This window comes from Pseudomonas sp. M47T1, from assembly GCF_000263855.1.
Classification (GTDB): domain Bacteria; phylum Pseudomonadota; class Gammaproteobacteria; order Pseudomonadales; family Pseudomonadaceae; genus Aquipseudomonas.
This window is the reverse complement of the sequence record NZ_AJWX01000027.1, coordinates 41,549-60,770: the sequence shown is the minus strand read 5'-3', so window position 1 is coordinate 60,770 and position 19,222 is coordinate 41,549. Positions and strand designations below refer to the sequence as shown.

The 19,222-nt window shown below is 63.3% G+C and carries 15 protein-coding genes and 1 pseudogene; 7 read left to right on the top strand and 9 right to left on the bottom strand.

Translation table 11 applies throughout. From position 1 onward, the window contains the following. Window positions 1-87 precede the first annotated feature (87 nt). Window positions 88-1,545, top strand: a complete 1,458-nt coding sequence (locus PMM47T1_RS23100; RefSeq protein WP_008373626.1) for a hypothetical protein — start codon at window positions 88-90, stop codon at window positions 1,543-1,545. A 137-nt stretch (window positions 1,546-1,682) separates the two neighbouring features. Continuing rightward, a complete protein-coding gene (locus PMM47T1_RS23095; protein ID WP_008373623.1) occupies window positions 1,683-3,110 on the top strand; it encodes a hypothetical protein in 1,428 nt (475 codons plus the stop codon). A gap of 139 nt (window positions 3,111-3,249) precedes the next feature. On the opposite strand, the gene PMM47T1_RS30990 is transcribed toward PMM47T1_RS23095, so the two are convergent. From PMM47T1_RS30990 to PMM47T1_RS23055, 9 genes and pseudogenes are all read right to left on the bottom strand, one after another. Then, window positions 3,250-3,954 (bottom strand): methyl-accepting chemotaxis protein, encoded by a 705-nt coding sequence (locus tag PMM47T1_RS30990; RefSeq protein WP_443216107.1) that lies wholly within the window; start codon window positions 3,952-3,954, stop codon window positions 3,250-3,252. A 198-nt stretch (window positions 3,955-4,152) separates the two neighbouring features. Then, window positions 4,153-5,019, bottom strand: a pseudogene (locus PMM47T1_RS30985) (methyl-accepting chemotaxis protein); the annotation flags it as partial. A 359-nt stretch (window positions 5,020-5,378) separates the two neighbouring features. Further along, window positions 5,379-5,942: a sarcosine oxidase subunit gamma gene (locus PMM47T1_RS23085; RefSeq protein WP_008373619.1), complete on the bottom strand. Its 564-nt coding sequence runs from the start codon at window positions 5,940-5,942 to the stop codon at window positions 5,379-5,381. 3 nt (window positions 5,943-5,945) lie between these two features. Then, window positions 5,946-8,840 carry a 2Fe-2S iron-sulfur cluster-binding protein gene (locus PMM47T1_RS23080; protein WP_008373616.1) on the bottom strand — a complete coding sequence of 965 codons (2,895 nt, stop codon included), beginning with the start codon at window positions 8,838-8,840 and terminating at the stop codon, window positions 5,946-5,948. Continuing rightward, window positions 8,837-9,139: a sarcosine oxidase subunit delta gene (locus PMM47T1_RS23075; protein WP_008373614.1), complete on the bottom strand. Its 303-nt coding sequence runs from the start codon at window positions 9,137-9,139 to the stop codon at window positions 8,837-8,839. The genes PMM47T1_RS23080 and PMM47T1_RS23075 overlap by 4 nt, the downstream gene beginning before the upstream one ends. 10 nt (window positions 9,140-9,149) lie before the next feature. Continuing rightward, the gene (locus tag PMM47T1_RS23070) at window positions 9,150-10,391 is read right to left on the bottom strand and encodes an FAD-dependent oxidoreductase (RefSeq protein WP_008373611.1); all 1,242 of its coding nucleotides are present in this window, start codon (window positions 10,389-10,391) and stop codon (window positions 9,150-9,152) included. Next, window positions 10,373-11,260 carry a bifunctional methylenetetrahydrofolate dehydrogenase/methenyltetrahydrofolate cyclohydrolase FolD gene (gene folD / locus PMM47T1_RS23065; RefSeq protein WP_043301438.1) on the bottom strand — a complete coding sequence of 296 codons (888 nt, stop codon included), beginning with the start codon at window positions 11,258-11,260 and terminating at the stop codon, window positions 10,373-10,375. Before folD ends, PMM47T1_RS23070 begins: the two co-directional genes overlap by 19 nt. Window positions 11,261-11,265: 5 nt before the next feature. Further along, window positions 11,266-12,132 carry a formyltetrahydrofolate deformylase gene (gene purU / locus PMM47T1_RS23060; RefSeq protein ID WP_008373607.1) on the bottom strand — a complete coding sequence of 289 codons (867 nt, stop codon included), beginning with the start codon at window positions 12,130-12,132 and terminating at the stop codon, window positions 11,266-11,268. A gap of 304 nt (window positions 12,133-12,436) precedes the next feature. Next, a complete protein-coding gene (locus tag PMM47T1_RS23055) occupies window positions 12,437-13,042 on the bottom strand; it encodes a helix-turn-helix domain-containing protein (RefSeq protein ID WP_008373604.1) in 606 nt (201 codons plus the stop codon). A 258-nt stretch (window positions 13,043-13,300) separates the two neighbouring features. On the opposite strand from PMM47T1_RS23055, the gene glnT reads away from it, so the two are divergent. The 5 genes from glnT to PMM47T1_RS23030 all read left to right on the top strand — a co-directional run bounded on the left by glnT (window position 13,301) and on the right by PMM47T1_RS23030 (window position 19,156). After that, complete coding sequence (gene glnT / locus PMM47T1_RS23050; RefSeq protein WP_008373602.1) at window positions 13,301-14,635, top strand: type III glutamate--ammonia ligase; 1,335 nt, start codon at window positions 13,301-13,303, stop codon at window positions 14,633-14,635. A gap of 112 nt (window positions 14,636-14,747) precedes the next feature. Then, window positions 14,748-15,653: a class II glutamine amidotransferase gene (locus PMM47T1_RS23045; protein ID WP_008373601.1), complete on the top strand. Its 906-nt coding sequence runs from the start codon at window positions 14,748-14,750 to the stop codon at window positions 15,651-15,653. Window positions 15,654-15,664: 11 nt separating this feature from the next. Then, the gene (locus PMM47T1_RS23040; RefSeq protein ID WP_008373600.1) at window positions 15,665-16,348 is read left to right on the top strand and encodes a protein glxC; all 684 of its coding nucleotides are present in this window, start codon (window positions 15,665-15,667) and stop codon (window positions 16,346-16,348) included. Between the two features lie 11 nt (window positions 16,349-16,359). Beyond that, entirely contained in the window at window positions 16,360-17,682 is a 1,323-nt protein-coding gene (locus tag PMM47T1_RS23035; protein WP_008373599.1) for an FMN-binding glutamate synthase family protein, read from the top strand. Window positions 17,683-17,833: 151 nt separating this feature from the next. After that, window positions 17,834-19,156 (top strand): ammonium transporter, encoded by a 1,323-nt coding sequence (locus PMM47T1_RS23030; RefSeq protein ID WP_043301437.1) that lies wholly within the window; start codon window positions 17,834-17,836, stop codon window positions 19,154-19,156. Window positions 19,157-19,222: the final 66 nt, after the last annotated feature.

Genomic DNA, 19,222 nt, shown 5'->3' with positions numbered 1-19,222 from the left:
AGATGGCCCCTTTTGCGCGCAACCTTGTCACCGCTGCCGCCAGGCAGCGGTGACGGTGCCAAGCCCGTCGGTCTATCAGGAATGCCCATGAAACGCGTTGCCCTTGCCCTAGCCATTGCAGCCACCGCCGCCTGCGCCCACCAGCCTGCGGCCACCCCGGCGCCAACGGCTCCCGTGGCCAAGGCCCAGCCCACCCTCAAGGTGCCGGCCCCGGTAGACAAGGCCAACCAACTGATGTTCGACATGGTCAAGCGCACGCCGTTGAGCAACAGCGTGTTCCGCAACGGCGACCAGCTCAGCTTCATGGTGATTCGCGCCAAGGACGATACCCTGCGTCAGGACATCATGATGCAGATCCAGGCCTCCTGCGTGGAGCCCTCGGCGCAGCTGATGTACTTCGACGGCGGCAAGCGTTCCTACGTCAAGAGCCAGGACGGCCTGTACATGCCGGGCGTGCGCATGCGCAAGGACGTGGCCGAAGCCCTGCTCAAGAACCCCGATTTCATTGAGGCCTGCAACAGCACCCCGACGCCTGACTGGCGCGTGGTGCACACCGCCGCCAACGGCCAGCAGACCTTGGTCGACCGCGCCAGCATCAAGCCCCAAGGCGACAGCCTGCGCTTCTGGACCGCCTGGGACGAGCCGGTCACAACCTTCGACCTGCCCTACTACGCGCCCATGGCGCAGAAGCGTGAATACGTGGCGGTGGACTGCAAGCAGCAGACCTTCAAAGTGCTGTCCGGTTTTGACGTGGACGAGCGCAACCGCGTGACCGACGGCATCGTGCACTTTGTGCCTGAGGCGCAGCAGATGGCCCGCGACACCGACAACCGCGCCACCTACAAGGCCCTGTGCGGCAGCCCGCAGGCCGTGGATAAGTTGCCGCCCTTCAGCCCACGCTTGAAAGCCCCCTTGGCCGGGCCTTTCCCGGGCGTGATGGCGTTGCCCTTGGCGGCCATCCACACGCTGGGCCTGCCGGCGCCACGCAAGCCACTGACCTACTTGGCCGAGACCGGTACGGCCAACGGCCCGAATGGCCCGGTGCCGTTGAACGTGGACACCTTTATCCAGCACGATACGGCTACCGGCCAGTTGGCGGTGCGCTCCAGCAGTGACAGCTACGACAGCAGCGAGATCTCCTTCCGTGGCCTGTTCTCGCTGGCCAGCAAGACCACTTTCCATGGCCTGGATACGGTGTTCGAAAGCTCGGCGGTGATTGACGCGCAGTTCCAGGGCGACTGGCGCACCCTGCCGGTAGGCGGCAGCGTCGGCGTTGCGCTGGACACCAGCGCGGTCAGCGGCAACGCCGGCGCGGTGCTCAACCATGCCACCGTGCAGTGCACGATCAAGAGCCAGGTCAGCGCCAGCCAGGTCAATTCGCACTTGAGCGGCCAGGCCAAACTGATGCGCTGCACCGTGAACAGCGACAAGCGCCAAAGTGTCGATACCCTGTACTACCTGGAAGACTACGGTTACTTCTACCAGTCGGGTACCGACAAGAACGACCACTACTACAGCGAACGCCAGTTGCGCACCGCCCGCTGACGGGGCGGCCCCTTTGGGGATAGCCGGGTTTTTTCTGTGAGCAACTTTCTTGTGTGGGAGCCCGCTCCCACAAAAGCGAGTTGCCCCAGCGCAAATGGCTATGCTTGTCGGACCGAACGCCCTGATGAAGGACCTCTATGCAACGTTTGCCCCTAGCGCTGCTCATCGCCCTTGTGGCCGGTTGCGCCCAGCATGCCCCGGCGCCTGAGCCGGCCAAGCCCCACGTGCCCAGCGATGCGGAACAAATGCTCAGCGACACCCTGGCCCTGCCGCCGGTGCCCGAGTCGGTGATGCGCAACGGCGACACCCTCAGCTACCTGGCCGTGCCGCCGGTGACCGAGCAGCAACCCTACCCATTCGCCGCGCAGATCGAGGCCTCCTGTGCCAGCCATGAGGCCAGCATTGCCTACTTGCAGGGCGAAAAGCGTGTGTATTTCGGCAGCACCAACGGCACCTATATGCCGCCACGCAATGTGCCCGACGAGCTGGTCCACACCCTCAAGGACAACGCCGCGTTCAAGGCCGCCTGCCAGGCCACGGCGGCGCCCGAGTGGCGGGTGGTGAAGGGCGGCAACGATGTGTTCTGGGTGCTGCTGGACCGCAACAGCATCAAGGCCGACGGCAGCGAGGTTCGCTTCTGGGCCGCACTGGATGAACCCACCGTGACCCTGGGCCGGCCCTACCATGCGCCCAGCGCGCAAAAGCGCGAGCACTACGCCGTGGATTGCTCCAAGCAAACCTTTCGCCTGCTGATGGGCTACGACGTGGACGAGCGCAACCGGGTAACCGACGGCAAGCTGTTCAACGACCCGCAACCCCAGCCGGTCAGCCGCAGCGTGCCGGAGTATCAAACCCTGTTCGCCAGTGTCTGCGGCAAGCCCGAGGCGCTGGCCCAGTTGCCAGCCTATACCGCGCGCAGCAAGGCCCCGATCGATACGCCGTTGCCCGCGGTAGGCGCGGTGCCGATGACGGCCCTCAAGCACCTGAACCTGGCTCCGCCCGCCAAGCGCTTCAAGCAGACCCTGGAAACCGGCACCGCGAACACGTCGAAGAGCAACCTGCCGATACGCGAAGAGCGTTTCTTCGAAGTCGACAAGGCCAGCGGTCAGTTAGGCATTCGCCTGCGTGCCGATACCTATGAAGGCAACGAGGTGAGCTTTCGCGGGTTGGTGTCGCTGGCGCAGAAAACGCGGTTCTTTGGCAAGACGGTGATGACCGAAGAGTCGATGCTGACCAACCTGACCTTTACCGGTGACTGGCAGCAGATGCCCGTGGGCACGGAATTGACCTACACCACTCAGGGCAAGCGCAAGAACTCGATGATGGGTGACCTGGGCGAGAGCCGCCAGGTGGTCAAGTGCAGGGTAGAAAGCGAAGCGTCGGCGGCGCAGATCAATGCCAGCCTCAGCGGGCAGGCAAAGGAACTGCGCTGCAGCGGAGATGGCGACCCGTTGAAACGGGTGGATACGGTGTGGTACCTGGAGGACTACGGGTACTTCTTCAAGCAGGGCACGGACAAGAATGCGCTCTACTACGATGAACGCACTTTGAAGAGGGTCCAATAGCTCGACGCTTCTGTGGGAGCGGGCTCTGCCCGCGAAGGGCACACCGCGATATTCCTGAAACCATGCGGTGTGCTTTTCGCGGGCAGAGCCCGCTCCCACAGAAGATATAGATCCCCTATTGAGACCTATGGTTGGAAGGTCAGACGCGGAAGTGGCTGACCATCATCTGCAACTGGTTGCCCAGGCGCGCCAATTCCACGCTCGACGCGGCCGTTTCTTCGCTGGCCGCGGCGGTCTGTTCCGACACGTCACGCACGTTGATGATGCTGCGGCTGATCTCTTCGGCCACCGAGCTTTGCTGCTCGGCCGCCGCTGCGATCTGCTGGTTCATCAGCTGGATGTTCGACACCGTGCGGGTGATGTTCTCCAGTGACACGCCGGCCTGGCGGGTCAGCGCCACGCTGCTGTCGGTCAGCTCACGGCTGCTGAGCATCACGTTGGCCACCTGCTGCGTACCGCTTTGCAGGCCGGCCACCAGCCCTTCGATTTCCTCGGTGGACTTCTGCGTGCGTTGCGCCAGGCCACGCACTTCGTCCGCCACCACGGCAAAACCACGACCGGCTTCACCGGCACGCGCCGCTTCGATGGCCGCGTTGAGCGCCAGCAGGTTGGTCTGCTCGGCCACGGCCTTGATCACGTCCATGACCTTGCCGATCTTGTCACTTTCCTGCTGCAGGTGGCCCATGGCCTCGGTGGAACGCTTGACCTCGCTGGCCAGCCGCTCGATGTGGTTGATGGCCTGGCTCACGACCTTGTCACCTTCGCGCGCCTGGCCGTCGGCATCGGTGGCCGCCATGGAGGCCTGTTCTGCGTTGCGCGCCACTTCCTGCACCGTGGCCGTCATTTCGTGCATGGCCGTGGCCACCTGGTCGGTTTCCACTTTCTGGTTGTTGACCCCGGCGCTGGTCTGCTCGGTCACGGCCGACAGTTCCTCGGCGGCGCTGGCGATCTGGGTAACGCCGTCGCGGATGCTGGTAATCAGCTCGCGCAGGGTGGTGCCCATGTTCTGAATGCCCTGCTGCAACACACCCAGTTCATCCTTGCGGGTGACTTTCAGGGTTTGGCTCAGGTCACCGCCGGCAATACGTTGCACCGCTACCAGGGTGTCCTGGATGGGGCGGGTGATCTGACGAGTGATGATCACGGCAGCCGCAATACCAAACAGCAGCGCCAGCAGGGTGGCGATGAGCTGCACGGTCTGTGCCTGGCCGCTTTCGCTGTCACGACGGTCCAGTTGCAGCTTGTACAGGGCATCGCTGATGCGCACGATCTCGTTGCCTTGATCGGTCATTTCCTTGCGCGCCTGGACGATGTCGGCGTTGGCGGCCTTGAAGCGGTTCAGCGCCTGACGGTAGCTGTTCACCGCGCCTTCGTACTGCTTGATGCCATCCTGCTGTGCAGGCAATGCGGCATATAGGGGCGGCACGGCTGCCTGGGCTGCGTCCAGCTGGGCGAAGGCATTCTGCTCGTTGCTGGCGCTGGCGTCTGCCAGGTAGCCACGCACTTCGTAGCGCACTACCAGCAACTGGTCCTTGGCCTTGCTGACAGCCACTACTTCATCAAGGCGGCGATCGCCTTGCACGGCCAGGTTGACCTTGTCGATGGTCTGAAAGGCCGCCATGGCGGTGTCGTTCAGGTCCTGGCGCGCGGCATTGCTGGTGCGGTAGGCGGCGCGCATCTTGTTCAGCGAGACCTTGTAGGCTTCCAACTGACCGTTCTGCTCCTTGAGCAGGCGGATGTTCTCCGGGCTCTTGAAGGTGCCGAGGATTTTCTGCTGCTGGGCCTCGAAGCCGTCCAGGGTGGTTTGCACCAGTTGCGCGGCGGTGTCATCGCCATTGGCGAGCATGTATTGCAGGCGGGCCACGCGCAGTTTGGTCAAGGCAGAGTTGAGCTGGGTGATGTCACTCATCCAGTTGCTGCGGTCAATCAGGCCACCCATGCTGTTCCAGCCGGTGGCGGCCAGCAGGGTGGTGAGTACCAGCACCAGGCCAAAGCCCAGTCCCAGTTTTTTGTTCACGCTTATGTTGGCAAACCAACTGTTCATCTTTCCCTCCGAAAACGTGTGCGCTTCTTGATCATTGGTTGCTGGGGGATGTTTTTTTATCGTTGGCAGCCAGCAGTTTTATTTTCTTCTTAGCCACGGTTTATCGGCGGGAAAAGCGCAAACATGAAAATTTTGTCATATCGCAGGGCGCGCCTCGCCCTTGCAGGACCAGGCAGGCCGCGGTGAGGCCTTCGCGGACACGGTCCGCTCCTACTGGGGTGGCGTTACTCGGCGAATTCAGACATGGCGTCTTGTACTGCCGCCAGAAAGTACTCATGCGACGCACGGTCGAACAGCACGTGGAAGGTCGGCACGTCAGCGCCACCGACGTTGACCACGATCACATTGATCCGCGCCGCCGAGGTCTGCGCCACCGCGCCTGCGCCGAACGCTTCGGCGCGCAGGTCCACGCCGCACAGCTTGGCCATCAGCGCGGGCAGTTGGCTGCCGCTGAGCTGAATCCAGGCATGGCTGTCCTGGCGCGGCAGCAGGTAGTTTGGGCTGTGGTCCAGCTCCCAGCGCGCTTCTTCGTCGGCGATGCGCTGGCCCTGGTCGGCCAGGCTGCCCAGCAGGAAATACTCGGTCTGGGACAGCCGCGCCACATGGCTGCCGTCGGCCTGGGTCACGGCACGGTTCGGCACGTCGGGCAGAGTGAAGCCGCGCTGGTGCAGGTACTGGGCGCTTTGCGGGCCGCGAAAGCCCACGCGCGGCACATCGGTCAGGTCCAGCAGGACGCAGGGGTGCAGGGCCGGGCGGCCGATGTAGGTTTCAGTTTGCAGACTGGACATGGCTCACAGCTCCTGGCGCAGGTTTTCAGGGTCAAAGAAGGGCAGCTTCACCACCGTGGCCTCAACCACGATGCCGCCTTCCACGCGAATCGGGATTTTCTGGCCGGGCTGGCTCTGGTCGAAGCCGGCGTACGCCAGGCCGATGACCTGCCCCAGGGTTTGGGAGTATTCGCACGAGGTCACGTTGCCGCTGATGTCTGGGCCGCTCAGCACCAGGTGGCCTTCCAGCGGTTGCAGCGAGCCCTTGGGCAGGGTGAACCCCACCAGTTTGCGGGTCATGGGCTGGGCTTCGAGAATATCCACCGAACGCCGGCCGACGAAAAACGGCTTGTTGCGGCTTACCGCCCACCCCATGTCGATTTCGGCCGGGTGGGTCATGCCGTCAGTGTCCTGGCTGATGATCACGTGGCCTTTTTCCAGGCGCAGCAGGCGTTGGGTTTCCACGCCGAAGGGGCGGATGTCGAAGGCCTTGCCGGCCTTCATCAACGCGTCCCAGAGCTTCACCGCATGGCGGGCGGGTACGTGAATCTCGTAGCCCAGTTCGCCCACGAAGCCTACCCGCAACAGGCGCGCCTTGATGCCGGCCACGGTGCCCTGGCGCACGGCCAGGTAAGGGAAGCCTGCCGGTGACAGGTCGAGGTCGGTGCAGACTTTTTCCAGCACCTTGCGCGCATCCGGTCCGGCCACGTTCACGGCGCTGATGGCGGCGGTGACGTTGGCGATATCCACGTCCAGGCGCCACTGGGCGTTCCACTTGAGCATTTGCTGGTAGATGCGGTCGACGCCACTGGTGGTGGCGGTCACGTAGAAATGGTTGTCCGAGAAGCGCGCGCACACGCCGTCATCGATCACCACGCCATGCTCGTTGGTCATCAGCGCATAGCGCGAACGGCCCACCGGCTGCTTGAGAAACGCGAAGGTGTACAGGCGGTTGAGCAGCTCGGCGGCGTCCGGGCCGCGCACGTCCAGGCCGCCCAGGGTGGACACGTCGATGATGCCGACCTTGTTGCGCACGTGCAGTGCTTCGGCCTGCATGCACTGCTCGCGCTGCGACGCCTTGCCGTAGAACGCCGGGCGCTGCCAGATGCCGGCGGGCATCATCTTCGCCCCGGCGTCCAGGTGGCGGCGGTGCATGGGCGTCTGCCGGTACGGGTCGAACGCGCGACCGGCCACGTGTGCGAGCTTCTCGGCCACGAACGGCGGCCGTGCGGTGGTGACCCCGGTTTCGCTGATATTGCGCTGGGTGGATTGGGCCACCAGCCGCGCGGTGGGCAGTGCCGAATGGCGCCCTTGGGACGGGCCCATGCCCACGGTGGAGTAACGCTTCACCAACTGCACATCGCGGTAGCCAATCTTGGTGGCGTTGATGATGTCCTGTACTTGCAGGTCTTCGTCAAAGTCCACGAAGTCCTTGCCCTTGGGGTGCGGGAAAATCGGCCAGGGGTAATTGACCCGCGCTTCCGGCGTCAGGCCCACGCGCACTTGGGCATTCAGGCCCAGGGCGCTGACGATATCGGCGGCGCTGTTGGTGGCGTCGCTGAGCACGTTGTCCAGGCTGTGGCGGCCATTGGCCGAACCCGCCACGCGCAGCATGGCCGGCAGGCCGCTGAGGGTGAACTCGGCCAATTGGTCATCGTAGGCCAGCTTGCCGCCGGCCTGACAAAGCAGTTGGTACACCGGCATGTACCCGCCGGACATGCACAGCAGGTCGCAGTCCAGCTTCACCGCGCTGCTGGCCACCTGGCCCTGGCCGGTGATCTTGCGCAGTTCCACGCCGTTTACGTGGCGCATGCCTTTTTCGTGCAGGGCCTCGAACACCGTGGTGTCCAGGTGCAGCGCAATCGAGCGCTGCTCAAGGGCACGCAGCAGGGCGCGCTCGGCAGGGCCGCTGCGCAGGTCCACCACGGCGGCCACCTTCACGCCCTGGTCATGCAGGTCGAGCGCCGCCAGGTAGCCGTCGTCGTTACCGGTCAGCACCACGGCGGTGTTGCCGGGCTTCACCGCGTAAAGCTTCATCAGGCGTTGCGCGGCACTGGTGAGCATGATGCCGGGCAGGTCGTTGTTGCGGAAAATCACCGGCTGGTCGAACGAGCCGCTGGCGATAAGGCACTGGCTGGCGCGCACCTTGTACAGGCGCTTGCCCTGGATCACCGGCAGGTAGTTGTCGGTGAACCAGGCGTTGCAGGTGGCCTGTTTTAGCACCTGGATGTTGGCGTGGTTTTCCACGGCGGTCACCAGGTCGCGGCGCAGGGTTTCGGCGCGCACGCCTTCGATGTCGAAGCGCGCATAGGTCAGCGAGCCGCCCAGAATCGGGCTTTGTTCGATCAACAACACCTTGGCGCCGGCATTGGCGGCGCTCAGGGCAGCCTGCAAACCCGCAGGCCCTGCGCCGATCACGGCGAGGTCGGTGAACAGGTAGGCCTTGTCGTAGTACTCGGGCTTGAAGGTCAGGTCCAGCACACCCAGGCCGGCCTTCTTGCGGATGATCGGCTCCCACACCTTCCACATGCCCTTGGGCTTGTAGAACGAGCGGTAGTAGAAGCCCACGGGCATGAACTTGGAGAACTTGCCCAGGTAGGCGTCCTTGTCGTTGTCCAGCGAGCCGTTGAAGTTCTGCCCGGTGGCTTGCAGGCCGTCTTCCAGCGGGTGCATGTCGGCCAGCACGTTGGGCTCGCGCGGCAGCTGGATCAGGCTGTTGGCGTCTTGCCCGGCCATGGTCAATGGCCCTCGCGGGCGGTGGTACTTGAACGAGCGCGACATCAGGAAGCGGCCGTTGGCGACCAGGGCGCTGGCGATGCTGTCGCCTTCAAAGCCTTGGTACAGCGCGCCGTCGAAACTGAAATTGAGCGGCTGGTTGCGGTCAATCAGCAGGCCCATGGGGGCTGACAGGCGGCTCATCGGGCGATCTCCTTGGCCGGTGCGGTGAAGTCGACCCGGGCGGTAAACACTTCTTTTGGGTCAAAGGTGCGGATGATTTCGTCGGTGACGGTGTGGCGCTCGGCCAGGAACCAGTAGCTGGATGGCGTGTGCATCCACCACTCACGCACCACGCCGGCCAGGTTTTCGCAGTTGAACACGTAGTCGGCCCATTCGGCGTCGGTGCAGGTGGCCGGGTCAGGCATGGCCTTGAACTCGCCGCCGTAGGTGAATTCGCTGATGTTGCGCGGCCCGTTGAGCGGGCAATTCATGATTTTCATTGTCCGATCCTCAGTGGCTGGCCGCGGTGGCGCCCATTTCGTTGACCTGCTTGAAGGTGGAGAAGCGCGCCAGGCTGAACGGTGTGATCAGGTCGGGCACCTTGCCGCCGCTGGCTACCAGTTCGGCCATGGTCTTGCCGCAGATAGGCGTGGCCTTGAAACCCCAGGTACCCCAGCCGGCGTCCAGGTAGTAATTCTTCACTGGGCTCAGGCCCATGATCGGGCTGTAGTCCGGGGTCATGTCGGTGATACCGGCCCACTGGCGCATCAGCTTGGCGTTGGCCAGGAACGGGAACATCTCGATGGCGTGGGCCAGCAGGCTTTCCTTAAGGTCCAGGGTGGAGCGGGTGTTGAACAGCGGATAAGGGTCGGACCCGCCGCCGAACACCACCTCGCCACGGCTGGTCTGCTGCACGTAGCAGTGCAGTGCCGAGGAACTCACCAGCGGGTCGAGGAAGGGCTTGAACGGCTGGGTCACCATGGCTTGCAGCGGGAAGGTCTGGATCGGCGAGCGGATGCCGGCCTTGGCCATCATCTGCGAACTGAGCCCGGCAATGGCCTGCACCGCGCAACCGCATTTGATGGTGCCGCGGTTGGTTTTCACCGCCGTGATGGCGCCGTTCTCGATGACCAGTTCCTGCACTTCGGTGAGCTGGTGAATCTCCACCCCGCGCTTGGCCGCCTGCTTGGCATAGCCCCAGGCCACGGCGTCGTGGCGTGCGGTGGCGCCATCCATGTGCCACAGGCCGGCCAGCACCGGCAGGTGGCCGGGGTCGAGGTTGAGGCTGGGCACCAGTTCGCGAATCTGCTGGCGGTCGATCATCTCCGTGCGGCCGCCGAAGTGCTTGTTCACTTCCGCGCGCTGGCGGAACGAGCGCACGGTGGCGTCGGTGTGGGCCAGGGTCAGTTGGCCACGGTGCGAGTACATGATGTTGAAGTCGAACTCGTTGGACAGGCCTTCGAACATGCGCACCGATTCTGCGTAGAACTTCACCCCTTCGCTGGTCAGGTAGTTGGAGCGAATCACCGCCGTGTTGCGCGCGGTGTTGCCGCCACCCAGGTAGGATTTTTCCAGCACGGCGATGTTGGTGATGCCGTGGTACTTGGCCAGGTAATACGCAGTAGCAAGGCCATGCCCGCCACCGCCGATGATCACCACGTCGTAGCTGGATTTGAGCTCCTTGGGCGCGGGCAGGTCGACTTCAACCGGGTACTCCGAGCTGAGCCCGTATTTCAACAGATTGAAAGGCATGGGGCCTCCGACAGGCTGCGTTGGGTCTTGGCCTGCTGCACCGCAGCGGTCAGGGTGTTTTTCATCAGGAAGGCGATGGTCATGGGGCCCACGCCACCGGGAACCGGGGTAATGGCGGCGGCCACGGGCAGGGCGCTATGGAAATCCACGTCCCCCACCAGGCGGCTGCGGCCGTTTTCTTCAATGCGGTTGATGCCCACGTCAATGACCACGCAGCCGGGCTTCAGCCAGCTGGCATCGATCATCTGCGGGCGACCCACGGCGGCCACCACGATGTCGGCCTGGCGGCACAGCTCGCGGGCATTGACGCTGCGCGAATGCACTACCGTGACCGAGCAGTGGGCCTGCAACAGCAGGGCAGCCATGGGCTTGCCGACAATGTTGGAACGGCCGATCACCACGGCGTGCTTGCCGCTCAGGTCGCCTAGGGTGGCGTGCAACAAATGCATGCAGCCGGTGGGCGTACAGGGCGTGAGCACGTCGCGGCCCTGGCTCAACCCGCCGACGTTTTCACTGTGGAAACCGTCCACGTCCTTGGCCGGGTCGATGGCCTGCAGCGCCAGTGCTTCTTCTATATGCGCCGGCAGCGGCAGTTGCAGCAGGATGCCGTTGACCTCGGCGTCGGCGTTCAGGCGGCCAATCAGTGCCAGTACGTCGGCCTGGGGGGTGTTGGCAGGCAGGCGGAATTCCAGCGAGCGGATCCCGGCTTCTTCGGCGCGCAGGACCTTGTTGCGCACGTACACGTGGCTGGCCGGGTCTTCACCCACCAGGATCACCGCCAGTGCCGGCGGGGTCTGCAGTAGGCCAACGGCGGCCTTGACCTGCTGCAGCACGCTCGCCGCGGCGGCCTTGCCGTCAATCAACTTCATGCTGTTCACCGGAAGATCACCGTGCGGTCCTGGTTGAGGAAGACGCGGTGCTGCAGGTGGTATTTCACCGCCTTGGACAGCGCCACGGTTTCGGTATCGCGGCCGATGGCCACCAGGTCATCGGGCAGGTAGGCGTGGTCCACGCGCTGCACTTCCTGCTCGATGATCGGGCCTTCGTCCAGGTCGCTGGTGACGTAGTGGGCGGTGGCGCCGATCAGCTTCACGCCACGCTGGTAGGCTTGGTGGTACGGCTTGGCGCCCTTGAAACCGGGCAGGAACGAGTGGTGGATGTTGATGGCCCGGCCGGACAATTGCCGGCACAGGTCATCAGACAGAATCTGCATGTAGCGGGCCAGCACCACCAGGTCGGTGCGGGTGTCATCCACCACTCTCATTAACTCGGCTTCCTGCTGGGCCTTGGTGTCCTTGGTCACCGGCAGGTAGATAAAGCGGATGCCCTCGCGCTCGGCCATGGGCCGCAGGTCCAGGTGGTTGGAGACAATGGCGGTGATGGTCATGTCCATCTCGCCCTTGTGGTAGCGGTACAGCAGGTCGGTAAGGCAGTGGTCGAACTTGCTTACCATCAGCAGCACGCGCATGGGCTGGGTGTTGTCATGCAGCTCCCAGTCCATGTCGAACTGGCCGGCCACATCAGTGAATCCCGCCTTGAGCTGGGCGATGTCGCCTGCGTGGCCGTCGTTGAAGCGAAACACCGCCCGCATGAAAAACCGCCCGCTGAGTTCGTCGTCGAACTGCGCCATCTCGCCGATGTAGCACGCGTTGCCTGCCAGGTACGAGGTCACCGCTGCGACGATGCCCGACGTGGCCGGGCAACTGATCTTGAGAATGAATTGGTGTTTTTCGTGTTGCATGGCTTGTCCTCGGGGGAAGGGTGGCGGCAGCGCATCGCAGGGCGAAAAAAAGCGTCCCACAGAAAATTGCCTGTGGGGAATAAAATATTCCTTGGTGGTTTTATAGGGGAAAGCGGGGAGGGCGTCTAGAGGGGAGTGAAACTTTTTTAACTGTCAGGAATTATTTAGACTGCTGCATCAGCCGTGTAGCCGCTGCCGCCAGGCTGCGCTGGCCCACAGGGTCGCTGAAGATTTCCAGTGAGGCAGAGGGCCCGCGCAGGCTTCGGCGGCGGCTACAGGTAGGGGAGGAATTATTTTTGCTGGATCACTGGCTTTCCGTGCCGTAATTCATGATCGACAACAGCTTGATCGGCACCTGCACCAACTGCTCCGGCCCATGGGGGATCTCGCCGTCGAAGGTCAGACTGTCGCCGGCCTCCATGCGGTACAGCTGGTTGCCGTGGCGGTAGATCAGCTCGCCTTCCAGCAAATGCAGAAACTCGGTGCCCGGGTGGGAGAAGGTCGGGAACTCCTCGCTGGCGTCGTCCATGCTTACCATGTAGGCCTCGAAACTCTTCTTCGGCCCGCGGGTGTGGTTCAGCAGATGATAAGTGTGGCCCTTCTCGGTGCCGCGGCGCACCACCTCCAGGCCTTCATCGGCCTTCACCAGCAAGGCGCTGCTGCCCTGCTGGTCGTACTGGCTGAACAGCTTGGACATGGGCATGCCCAGCACGTCGCACAGGCGGCTGAGGGTGTCGAGGCTGGTGGACACCTGGGCGTTCTCGATCTTGCTCAGCATGCCCTGGCTGATGCCGGCAATACGGGCCACGTCGGCCAGCTTGAGTTCCTGTGCCTGGCGCTGGCGCTTGATCTGCATTCCCAGGTACTGCTCAAGCTTGAGCCGGGGTTGGGGGTCGATGGGCATGTTCATAAGGGCCTGCACGGTTTCTGTACATTAATATTAGTTTCGCACCATGAAAGTGCAAATCTCGGGGCCTCCGCCGTTCGGCGTTTGGTGGTATTCCCCGTGGGAAAACTATATTCCCATATAGACAGTTAAAAAAGCGTCCCCTGGCAACAAATCTTCTGCGCGGGCAAATCTGGCAAGCGGCTTGCATTCTCATAGGGAAAGTAAGTTTCTTTAGCGGAATAAACGATCAGCTAGCCAGTCGCGAGGAGTGAAGAGCACATGTTGCCAGAAGAAACCCAGCGCATTATCGAACAGCACGGGATCAAGTACGTGCTGGCGCAGTTCGTCGATATCCACGGTGCCGCCAAGACCAAATCGGTGCCGGTGTGTGGCCTCAAGACCGTGGCCGAGGAAGGCGCGGGTTTCGCCGGCTTTGCCATCTGCGGCATGGGCATGGAGCCCCACGGCCCGGACTTCATGGCCCGCGGCGACCTGTCCACCCTGACACCGGTGCCGTGGCAGCCAGGCTACGGCCGCGTGGTGTGCATCGGTCACGTGGACGGCAAGCCCCACCCTTATGACAGCCGCTACGTATTGCAGCAACAGGTGCAGCGCCTGGCCGACAAAGGCTGGACCCTGAACACGGGCCTGGAGCCTGAATTCAACCTGATGCGCCGCGATGTGGCCGGCAAGCTGCAACTGGTGGACGCCAGCGACAACCTCGACAAGCCTTGCTACGACTATAAAGGCCTGTCCCGTTCCCGCGAGTTCCTGGAGCGCCTGACCGAAGCCCTGCAGAAGGTCGACTTCGAGATCTACCAGATCGATCACGAAGACGCCAACGGCCAGTTCGAGATCAACTACACCTACAGCGACGCCATGACCTCGGCAGACCGCTTCACCTTCTTCCGCATGGCCGCCGGCGAGATCGCCAATGATTTGGGCATGATCTGCTCGTTCATGCCCAAGCCCGACCCCAAGCGCGCCGGCAATGGCATGCACTTTCACCTGTCGATCGCCAGCGCCGACAGCAAGAACCTGTTCCATGACGCCAGCGACCCCAGCGGCATGGGCCTGTCGAAAATGGCCTATCACTTCGCCGCCGGCCTGTTGGCCCACGGCCCGGCCCTGTGCGCCTTCGCGGCGCCCACGGTCAACTCGTACAAGCGCCTGGTGGTCGGCAACTCGCTGTCCGGCGCCACCTGGGCGCCAGCCTTCATTGCGTTCGGTTCCAACAACCGCTCGGCCATGGTCCGCGTGCCCTACGGCCGCCTGGAGTTCCGCCTGCCGGATGCCGGCTGCAACCCTTACCTGGTCAGCGCCGCGATCATCGCCGCCGGGCTGGACGGTATCGACCGTCAACTGATGCCCGAGCAGGTGTGCAACGAAAACCTCTACAAGCTGAGCCTGGAAGAAATTGCCGCCCGCGGCATCAAGACCCTGCCGCAATCGCTCAAGGAAGCCTGCGATGCGCTGGAAGCCGACCCGCTGTTCAGCGAAGTGCTGGGCAAGGAAATCGTCGGCGAGTTCATCAAGCTCAAGCGCATGGAGTGGGTGGAATACAGCCGGCATGTCTCCGACTGGGAGATCCAGCGCTACACGGAGTTCTTTTGAACTCAGCGTTGAGCTGCAAGAGAAAGCAGCTAGTGCAAACCTTCTGAATGCTTCGCGGACCGCTTGCAGCTTAAAGCTTGCAGCTAACCGCTCCGAACAAAGTGAGGCCGTTATGTGTGGAATTGTGGGGCTGTACTTGAAGAACCCGCAGCTTGAAGCCCAGCTGGGCAAGCTGTTCGAACCGATGCTGGAGGCCATGACCGACCGCGGCCCCGACAGCGCAGGCTTTGCCATCTACGGTGACGAAGTGGCTGATGGCTGGGTCAAGCTGACCTTGCAAAGCACCACCGAAGGTTTCGATTTTCACGCACTGATGAGCGCCCTTGAAGGGCAGTTGGGTTGTTCGCTGGACTGGTTCCAGAACGCCACGGCCGCGGTGCTGAAGATCAACACCGATGAGGCCAGCGTGCGCGCTGCCCTGGCCGAACTGGCCCCCGACCTGCGCATCATGAGCGCTGGGCAGAGCATCGAGATTCTCAAGGGCATGGGCCTGCCACGGGAAATTTCCCAGCGCTTCGGCCTGGCCGGCATGAAAGGCAGCCACATCATCGGCCACACCCGCATGGCCACCGAAAGCGCGGTGACCATGGAAGGCAGCCACCCGTTTTCCACCGGCGCCGACCTGTGCCTGGTGCACAACGGCTCGCTGTCCAACCACTTCCGTCTGCGCCAGGAACTCAAGCGCGAAGGCATCACGTTCGAGACCGACAACGACACCGAAGTGGCCGCCGGTTACCTGACCTGGCGCCTGCAACAGGGCGACTCGCTGAAAGAGGCCCTGGATAACTCGCTGGAGAATCTAGACGGCTTCTACACCTTCGCCATCGGCACCCGCAACGGCTTCGCGGTGATCCGCGACCCGATTGCCTGCAAGCCGGCGATCCTTGCCGAAACCGACGACTACGTGGCCATGGCCTCGGAATACCAGGCATTGTCGAGCCTGCCGGGCATCGAGAACGCCAAAATCTGGGAGCCGGCACCGGCCACCCTTTACGTCTGGGAACGCGAGTCGGCCTAAGGAGCACGCACATGAAAACCATCGATCTTTCCACTGCCAGTGTGCGCGACCTCAACCAGGCGCTGCACGATCAAGTGAACAACGTTGAAGACCGCGAATGGGTAGTGACCCACTCCAACGGCAAGCACAACCTCGCCGTGGGCGTGAACGAAGCGGTTTCCATCGATATCCAGGGCCACGCCGGCTACTACTGCGCGGGCATGAACCAGAAGGCCTCGATCACCGTGCACGGCAACGTCGGCGTCGGTTGCGCCGAGAACATGATGAGTGGCTACGTGCGGGTCAAGGGCAGCGCTTCGCAGGCGGCCGGTGCTACGGCGCACGGCGGCTTGCTGGTGATCGAAGGTGACGCCGGCGCCCGTTGCGGCATTTCCATGAAGGGCATCGACATTGTCGTGGGTGGCAGCATTGGCCACATGAGCTGCTTCATGGGCCAGGCCGGGCGCTTGGTGGTCTGCGGCGATGCCGGCGATGCACTGGGCGACTCGCTGTACGAAACCCACATCTACGTGAAGGGCAAGGTCGAGTCGCTAGGCTCCGATTGCGTGGAAAAAGAGATGCGCGCCGAGCACCTGGAAGAATTGCAGGAACTGCTCAACCGCGCAGGCTTTGCCCATCAGGCGGCGGACTTCAAGCGTTATGGCTCGGCCCGCCAGTTGTACAACTTCAAAGTCGATAACGCGTCCGCGTACTGAGGAGCATTGATATGAGCGAGAAGAACCCTCCGGTGCTGCGCGAGTCCGCCACCTTCGACCGCCTGACCATCCAGGAAATCCAGCGCGCCGCCGAAACCGGCATCTACGACATTCGTGGCGGCGGCACCAAGCGCAAGGTTCCGCATTTCGATGACCTGTTGCTGCTGGGCGCCAGCGTGTCGCGCTACCCGCTGGAAGGCTACCGCGAGAAATGCGGTACCGACGTGATCCTGGGCAACCGCTTCGCCAAGAAGCCCATCCATCTGAAGATCCCGGTGACGATCGCCGGCATGAGCTTCGGCGCGCTGTCGGCCAATGCCAAGGAAGCCCTGGGCCGTGGCGCCACCATCGCCGGCACCAGCACCACCACCGGTGACGGCGGCATGACCCCCGAAGAGCGCGGCCAGTCCCAGCACCTGGTGTATCAGTACCTGCCGTCGCGCTACGGCATGAACCCCGACGACCTGCGCAAGGCCGACGCCATCGAAATCGTGCTCGGCCAGGGCGCCAAGCCGGGCGGCGGTGGCATGTTACTGGGTATGAAGGTCACCGAACGTGTGGCGGGCATGCGCACGCTGCCCATCGGCGTTGACCAGCGCTCGGCCTGCCGCCACCCGGACTGGACTGGCCCGGATGACTTGGCCATCAAGATTGCCGAGATCCGCGAAATCACCGATTGGGAAAAACCCATCTACGTGAAGATCGGCGCCAGCCGGCCTTACTACGATGTGAAGCTGGCCGTGAAGGCAGGCGCCGACGTGATCGTGCTCGACGGCATGCAGGGCGGCACTGCGGCTACCCAGGAAGTGTTCATCGAGCACGTGGGCATCCCGATCCTGCCGGCCATTCCTCAAGCCGTTCAGGCACTGCAGGAAATGGGCATGCACCGCAAGGTTCAGCTAATTGTGTCCGGAGGCATCCGTAACGGCGCTGACGTGGCCAAGGCCATGGCGCTGGGCGCGGACGCCGTTGCCATCGGCACGGCGGCCCTGATCGCGCTGGGCGACAACCACCCGCGCCTGGATGAGGAACTGAAAAAGCTTGGCTCGGCAGCCGGTTTCTACGATGACTGGCAAAACGGCCGTGACCCGGCGGGCATCACTACCCAGGACCCAGAGCTGTCCAAGCGCCTGGACCCAGTGGAAGGCGGCCGCCGCCTGGCCAACTACCTGCGCGTGCTGGTGCTGGAAGCCCAGACCATGGCCCGTGCCTGCGGTAAGTCGCACCTGCGCAACCTCGACCCTGAGGACCTGGTGGCGCTGACCGTGGAAGCGGCCGCCATGGCACGGGTGCCGTTGGCGGGTACCCGCTGGATTCCGGGCAGCGGTTATTGATCTGGCTTAAAACGCACGCTTCGTAGCCGCGGCCGCCAGGCTGCGGCTACGAAGCGTGAGGTATGCCCATAAGAGGCCGCCAAGGCCCAGCGCTCTACCCCCATTGTGCTTGCTGCCAGACAACCTTCCATTCCTCGCAGGAGCTTTGAAAATGGTTAACCGTCTTCCCGGCATTTCCCTCCTTGCATTAACCCTATTATCCCCCCTGGCCAACGCCGCCGATACACCGCCGCCCACCCTCAACCTGGGCAGCAGCGCGTGGATGATCACCGCCGCCGTGCTGGTGCTGTTCATGTGCCTGCCGGGCCTGGCGCTGTTCTACGGTGGCCTGGTGCGGGCGAAAAACATGCTTTCGCTGTTCACCCAATGCTTCGGCATCGCCGGCGTGGTGGGCGTGCTGTGGGTGATCTACGGCTACAGCATGGTGGTCGACACCACCAACATGATCGACGGCCAGGTCACCTTCAACAGCTTCGTCGGCGGCCTTGGCCGGGTGTTCCTTGCCGGCATGACCGCCGACAGCATCGTCGGTGACATCCCCGAAGGCGTGTTCGTGACGTTCCAGATGACCTTCGCCATCATCACCCCGGCCCTGATCGCCGGCGCCTTTGCCGAACGCATGAAGTTCTCGGCGGCGCTGATTTTCATGGCCGTGTGGTTCACCCTGGTCTATGCGCCCATCGCCCACATGGTGTGGGGCGGGGCAGGGGCGTTGATGCACAATTGGGGCACCCTGGACTACGCTGGCGGCACCGCCGTGCACATCAACGCCGGGGTCGCGGCACTGGCGGCGTGCATTCTGCTGGGCAAGCGCAAGGGCTACCCGCACACGCCCATGCCTGCGCATAACCTGAGCTTCACCATGGTGGGCGCAGCCATGCTGTGGGTGGGCTGGTTCGGCTTCAACATCGGTTCGGGCGGTGGCCTGAGCGGCATTTCCGGCATTGTCATGATCAACACCCAACTGGGCGCCTGCGCTGGCATCATCGGCTGGATGTTCACCGAATGGTTCAAGGCCGGCCGCCCCAGCGCCCTGGGCTTGGCCAGTGGCGCCCTGGCGGGCCTGGTGGGCATCACGCCTGCGTGTGCCTACGTAGGCACTGGCGGTGCCTTGGCCATTGGCCTGTTGTGCGGCGTGATCTGCTACCTGGGCGCTACCAGCCTCAAGCGTCGCTTTGGTTATGACGACAGCCTGGACGTGTTCGGCCTGCACGGCATTGGCGGGATCGTCGGTGCCTTGCTCACGGGCGTTTTCTGCGTGCCATCGCTGGGCGGGTATGTACCCAACGTCACCATCGCCGGGCAGCTGTGGGCGCAGTTCAAGGGCGTGAGCTTTACCTTTGTCTACTGCTTCGCGGTGAGCTGGATCATCCTGAAAGTGATCAAGATGGTGATCGGATTACGGGCGGATGAGGCGACGGAGGAGTTGGGGCTGGATTTGGGCGAGCATAACGAAAGCGCCTACAACCACTGATCCTGCGGCAACACCGGAACATGTGGGAGCGGGCTCTGCCCGCGAAAAGAACGCCGCAGTAGCGCT

What these genes read in the sequence shown, in the direction of transcription:
- PMM47T1_RS23100 (WP_008373626.1), top strand. Translation starts at nt 88, where the DNA reads ATGAAACGCGTTGCCCTTGCCCTAGCCATTGCAGCCACCGCCGCCTGC.
- PMM47T1_RS23070 (WP_008373611.1), bottom strand. Translation starts at nt 10,391, where the DNA reads ATGCCTTTCAATCTGTTGAAATACGGGCTCAGCTCGGAGTACCCGGTT.
- PMM47T1_RS23055 (WP_008373604.1), bottom strand. Translation starts at nt 13,042, where the DNA reads ATGAACATGCCCATCGACCCCCAACCCCGGCTCAAGCTTGAGCAGTAC.
- glnT (WP_008373602.1), top strand. Translation starts at nt 13,301, where the DNA reads ATGTTGCCAGAAGAAACCCAGCGCATTATCGAACAGCACGGGATCAAG.
- purU (WP_008373607.1), bottom strand. Translation starts at nt 12,132, where the DNA reads ATGCAACACGAAAAACACCAATTCATTCTCAAGATCAGTTGCCCGGCC.
- PMM47T1_RS23080 (WP_008373616.1), bottom strand. Translation starts at nt 8,840, where the DNA reads ATGAGCCGCCTGTCAGCCCCCATGGGCCTGCTGATTGACCGCAACCAG.
- PMM47T1_RS30990 (WP_443216107.1), bottom strand. Translation starts at nt 3,954, where the DNA reads ATGACGGCCACGGTGCAGGAAGTGGCGCGCAACGCAGAACAGGCCTCC.
- PMM47T1_RS23035 (WP_008373599.1), top strand. Translation starts at nt 16,360, where the DNA reads ATGAGCGAGAAGAACCCTCCGGTGCTGCGCGAGTCCGCCACCTTCGAC.
- PMM47T1_RS23095 (WP_008373623.1), top strand. Translation starts at nt 1,683, where the DNA reads ATGCAACGTTTGCCCCTAGCGCTGCTCATCGCCCTTGTGGCCGGTTGC.
- PMM47T1_RS23045 (WP_008373601.1), top strand. Translation starts at nt 14,748, where the DNA reads ATGTGTGGAATTGTGGGGCTGTACTTGAAGAACCCGCAGCTTGAAGCC.
- PMM47T1_RS23075 (WP_008373614.1), bottom strand. Translation starts at nt 9,139, where the DNA reads ATGAAAATCATGAATTGCCCGCTCAACGGGCCGCGCAACATCAGCGAA.
- PMM47T1_RS23040 (WP_008373600.1), top strand. Translation starts at nt 15,665, where the DNA reads ATGAAAACCATCGATCTTTCCACTGCCAGTGTGCGCGACCTCAACCAG.
- PMM47T1_RS23085 (WP_008373619.1), bottom strand. Translation starts at nt 5,942, where the DNA reads ATGTCCAGTCTGCAAACTGAAACCTACATCGGCCGCCCGGCCCTGCAC.
- PMM47T1_RS23030 (WP_043301437.1), top strand. Translation starts at nt 17,834, where the DNA reads ATGGTTAACCGTCTTCCCGGCATTTCCCTCCTTGCATTAACCCTATTA.
- folD (WP_043301438.1), bottom strand. Translation starts at nt 11,260, where the DNA reads ATGAAGTTGATTGACGGCAAGGCCGCCGCGGCGAGCGTGCTGCAGCAG.